The organism is Klebsiella sp. MS 92-3, assembly GCF_000195655.1.
In the GTDB taxonomy this organism is placed as follows: domain Bacteria; phylum Pseudomonadota; class Gammaproteobacteria; order Enterobacterales; family Enterobacteriaceae; genus Klebsiella; species Klebsiella pneumoniae.
Genome location: NZ_GL882842.1, coordinates 86,781 through 91,197, shown reverse-complemented (window position 1 = coordinate 91,197; position 4,417 = coordinate 86,781). Strand labels below are relative to the sequence as shown.

4 protein-coding genes and 1 pseudogene are annotated in these 4,417 nt (G+C 59.9%); 1 reads left to right on the top strand and 4 read right to left on the bottom strand.

Annotation, left to right across the window (positions count from 1 at the left end; all coding sequences use genetic code 11):
* Positions 1 to 511 precede the first annotated feature (511 nt).
* Positions 512 to 1,528, top strand: a complete 1,017-nt coding sequence (galR, locus tag HMPREF9538_RS06315; protein WP_002915981.1) for an HTH-type transcriptional regulator GalR — start codon at positions 512 to 514, stop codon at positions 1,526 to 1,528.
* On the opposite strand, the gene HMPREF9538_RS06320 is transcribed toward galR, so the two are convergent.
* The 4 genes and pseudogenes from HMPREF9538_RS06320 to HMPREF9538_RS31775 form a co-directional block, all read right to left on the bottom strand.
* Positions 1,489 to 1,968 (bottom strand): GNAT family N-acetyltransferase, encoded by a 480-nt coding sequence (locus tag HMPREF9538_RS06320; RefSeq protein WP_002915983.1) that lies wholly within the window; start codon positions 1,966 to 1,968, stop codon positions 1,489 to 1,491. The genes galR and HMPREF9538_RS06320 overlap by 40 nt on opposite strands.
* Positions 1,965 to 2,738 carry a GntR family transcriptional regulator gene (locus HMPREF9538_RS06325; protein WP_002915985.1) on the bottom strand — a complete coding sequence of 258 codons (774 nt, stop codon included), beginning with the start codon at positions 2,736 to 2,738 and terminating at the stop codon, positions 1,965 to 1,967. Before HMPREF9538_RS06325 ends, HMPREF9538_RS06320 begins: the two co-directional genes overlap by 4 nt.
* Before the next feature lie 67 nt (positions 2,739 to 2,805).
* Complete coding sequence (locus tag HMPREF9538_RS06330) at positions 2,806 to 4,233, bottom strand: glycoside hydrolase family 1 protein (protein ID WP_009308576.1); 1,428 nt, start codon at positions 4,231 to 4,233, stop codon at positions 2,806 to 2,808.
* 7 nt (positions 4,234 to 4,240) lie between these two features.
* Positions 4,241 to 4,417 (bottom strand): annotated as a pseudogene (locus HMPREF9538_RS31775) (PTS sugar transporter subunit IIC); the annotation flags it as partial.

Genomic DNA, 4,417 nt, shown 5'->3' with positions numbered 1-4,417 from the left:
GGTCGGTGTAAGACGTTCAGTACGAAGAGCGTACCTGAGAAACTCACCTATCAATACCTCTGGGATCTCGATTGTCACGTTTTTTGGCCGTAACGGGCCAGCGGGAAAACGCAAGGGAGTGAGCCTAAGTGCAACGAGGTATTACGATTTTCGCTATCTGTAACAACGCCGATAGCGGGCAAAAAAAAACCTGCGCATCTGCGCAGGCTGGTGTAAGTAAAGTGGTCAACGTGACGTTGACTCCACCTATCAATACCTCTGGGATAGCCAGAATATCAACCGGATCCGCGAACAAACCAGCGAACATTCGCAACAGCGCATCGCAAAGTGTAAGCAAAGGTTTGTATTTTCCTGCGCCGGTTTCAATTACCGATCGCGTCAATGTAAACAGGTCACCGATAAGCCCGCGCTGAATCACATTTGCGCCATTCCTTCGCCGCCGCGCCTTGAATCTGCCGCTCTTTCCCGTAACATAGCAGTATGTAAACGCTTACCCTAGAAAAGGCATGGTATGGCGACTATTAAGGATGTAGCCCGACTCGCAGGAGTCTCCGTCGCTACCGTCTCCCGCGTCATCAACAACTCTCCCAAAGCCAGCGAAGCTTCGCGTCAGTCCGTGGGCGCGGCGATGGAAACCCTGAACTATCACCCCAACGCGAACGCCCGGGCGCTAGCCCAGCAGTCAACGGAAACCGTCGGTCTGGTGGTGGGCGATGTCTCCGACCCCTTCTTCGGCGCAATGGTCAAAGCCGTCGAACAGGTGGCCTACCGCACCGGCAACTTTTTGCTGATTGGCAATGGCTACCACAACGTGCAGAAGGAGCGCCAGGCGATAGAGCAGCTGATCCGCCATCGCTGCGCGGCGTTGGTGGTGCACGCCAAAATGATCCCCGATGAGGAACTCGCCGGGCTGATGAAACAGATCCCGGGTATGGTGCTGATCAACCGCATCCTGCCCGGATATGAAACCCGCTGCGTCGCGCTGGACGACCGCTACGGCGCCTGGCTGGCGACCCGCCATTTGATCCAGCAGGGGCACACGCGTATCGGCTATCTGTGCTCAAACCACGATATCTCCGATGCGGAAGATCGGCTGCAGGGGTACTACGCGGCGCTGGAGGAGAGCGGCCTGCCGTGCAACGACCGGCTGGTCACGTTTGCCGAGCCGGATGAAAGCGGCGGCGAACAGGCGATGACCGAACTGCTTGGCCGCGGTCGCCACTTTAGCGCCGTCGCCTGCTATAACGACTCGATGGCCGCCGGCGCGATGGGGGTGCTGAATGACAACGGCATCGACGTTCCGCGGGAGATTTCGCTGATTGGCTTCGACGATGTCCTGATTTCGCGCTATGTCCGCCCGCGGTTGACTACCGTCCGCTATCCGATCGTTACGATGGCGACCCAGGCGGCCGAGCTGGCTTTAGCCCTGGCGGAGCAGCGGCCGGCGCCGGAGATCACCCATCTGTTCAGCCCGACGCTGGTCCGTCGTCACTCGGTGGTCGCCCCGCAGGAAGGCGATAAGTCATAGCGATAGAGGTGCACGGCGGTGGCCGGGTAATCCAGTCCCTCGCCGATGTAGCGCCAGCCGAAGCGTTCATAGAAATCCCGGCAGGCGGAGTAGAGATAGAGCTCCCGAAAGCCCGCGCGGCGGGCATAATCGATCACATGCCGCTGCAGTTTTCCGGCCAGCCCCTGACCGCGGGCGGCGGGCGCGACGTACAGCGCCGCCAGCCAGGGAAACAGATCCTGGCGGCTGATCAAATCGCAGCGCCAGAGGCCAATCGTGCCGAGCAACTGCTCGCCTTCCACGGCAATAAAGGTCAACGGCAGCGCCTCCGCCGTCTGGCTATGCTGCACGATGCTGGCGAAGAATTGCCGCGGCAGCGTCTCGCCGCCAAAGGCCTGCCACAGCCAGTCGGTCACCTGCGGGGCATACTGCGGCGCAGCGTACAGCGGCAGGATCGTCATACCAGCTTCCCCTGAAAAATCGGCACTGAGTCGAACAGATAGCCGTCAAAGTCGGGGGCGTCCTCATCGGACAGCTCCAGCAGGCTGTTTTTGACGTTTTCCAGATGCTGCCACATCGCCTGCCAGGCGCCCATCACATCGCGACGCCGCAGCGCGGCGAGCAGGGTCTGCCGGTCGCCGAGCCATTTCAGCCGCCAGGCGCGGCTGGCAATATGCACATTGAACTGCTGCCACAGCGGGCTGCTGTCCATCTGCAGCCAGATCCGCTCTACCGTCGCCAACAGCATCTGGTTCTGCGTCGCCCCGGCGAGCACCAGATGGAACAGACGAGCGTTATCCTGCGCGGTGTCGTTGAGAGCGATTGCCCGCTGCTCCTGTTCAATAATCCGCTTTAGATTGTCGATATCGGCGCGGGTGGCCATTTTCGCGGCAAAGGCGGCGATGTTGCTCTCCAGCAGCTGGCGCGCCTGGAGAATTTCAAACGGGCCGACGTCGCTGCTGAGCAGCTGCTCCTCTTCGCTGTCGTTCTCGTGGGGAATGCGCATGACATACACCCCGGATCCCTGACGAATATCCACCGTCCCCTGCAGCTCCAGCATCAGCAGCGCTTCGCGCACGATGGTCCGGCTGACGCCATAGGTTTCGGCAATATGGCGTTCCGGCGGCAAACGCGACCCGACCGGGTAGCGCCCCTGCGCGATCTGGGCGCGCAGGTCATCACCAATCTCCTGATAGGGCTTCTTTTCCGGCGGAACTATCGCTTTTTCCACAAAATCACCTGTGCGTTACATGCCTGCGAGTCAAATACGCCGCTATCTTAGCAAATATTGCCCCCGGCTAGCGGTATTCATCATCGATATCCAGCACCAGTTCACGCCGTTCGCCCAGTTGACGAAACCAGTGCGCCGAGGCTTTGGGTCGCCGGGCGCGATGGTTTTGCAGATCGATTTCGATAAGCCCGTAGCGGTTTTTAAAGGCGTTCATCGGCGATACGTTGTCGGTAAACGCCCACAGCATATAGCCCTGGCAGTTGGCCCCTGCCTCGCGGGCGCGCAGGGTGTGCCACAGATGTTCGCTGATAAAACGAATGCGGTAGCTGTCATCGATGACGCCTTCGCGGTTACGGAACTGGCCTTCGTTTTCCACCCCCATCCCGCTCTCCGCCACGAACCACGGGATGTTGCGATAGTCATTTTTTATCCGCATCGCCATATCAAAGATGATTTGCGGGTAGATTTCCCAGCCGCGGGAGGCGTTCATCCGCCGGCCGGGCAGCTCAAACGGCTCATAATACCAGGCCGGATGGAACGGGGTATGCGGATGCCAGGCCCGCGACGGGGCTTTGACCCGGTGCGGGTAGTAAAGATTAATCCCCAGCTCATCGACGGTGTGCTCGCGGATAACCGCCAGATCCTCCTCGCTGGTCTCCCACGTCACCTGATGCTGCTCGAGCAGCGCGAGAAGCTCCGGCGGCCAGACGCCGTGCACCAGCGGGTCGAGGAACATGCGGTTGTAGAATAGATCGTAGATCTTCGCCGCGCGCAGGTCATGGGGGGCGCGTGAGCGTGGGTAGGTCACCTCCGGATTGAGGATGCAGCCGACGGTCCCGGGATAGCCGAGCTCGCGAAACCGCTTCACGACGCTGGCGGTCGCCAGCACCTTATGATAGTTCCACTGCATCCAGGTGCTGGTGTTCTGCTCATAGGGCCAGCGCAGAGCATCCAGATAGACCCGGGTCTGCACCACAATTGGCTCATTAAAGGTAAACCAGCGCGTCACCTTCGGGTGGTAGCGGGCAAACACCTTCTCCGCATAGCGCACAAACAGCTCAACCACCGTTTTCGACCCCCAGCCGCCATACTTTTCCAGCAGATAGCCGGGCAATTCATAATGCTCAAGGCAGATCATCGGCGTGATGCCGTTGGCCAGCAGCGCATCGAACAGCTGGTCGTAATAGGCCGCATACTCCTCATCCACCGTGACGTTTTCATAGTCGGTCAGAAAGCGCGACCAGTTGATTGAGGTGCGGTAGTGGGTCAGCCCGGCCAGCTTCATCAGCTGCACATCTTCCTGAAAGCGGTTGATAAAATCGGTGGCCACCGCCGGGCCATAGCCGTTATGCCAGACGTGGCGATCGTTTTTGTACCAGAGATCGGGCCATGAGTCCTGCCCTGGTTTTTTCCCGCTCCAGCCTTCGGTCTGCCAGGCGGAAGCCGCCGCGCCAAGGATAAAATCATCGGGAATGGTCATCCGTACGGTAGTCATAGGCTCCTCAGACAGGGTTGGCGGTTTGTTGATTGTCTACCTGACGCTGCGCGGCATCGGCACGGCGGGAGGCGATTTTGACGAAAGGCAGATAGATAAGCACCGCGACGACGATGCAGATAAGCTGGGTCACCACCGCCCCCATCGAGCCGGCGGTGGGGAGCCAGGCGTTGATCAGCGGCGG

Coding starts and splice junctions, on each gene's coding strand:
- HMPREF9538_RS06320 (WP_002915983.1), bottom strand. CDS start 1,968: ATGACGATCCTGCCGCTGTACGCTGCGCCGCAGTATGCCCCGCAGGTG.
- galR (WP_002915981.1), top strand. CDS start 512: ATGGCGACTATTAAGGATGTAGCCCGACTCGCAGGAGTCTCCGTCGCT.
- HMPREF9538_RS06330 (WP_009308576.1), bottom strand. CDS start 4,233: ATGACTACCGTACGGATGACCATTCCCGATGATTTTATCCTTGGCGCG.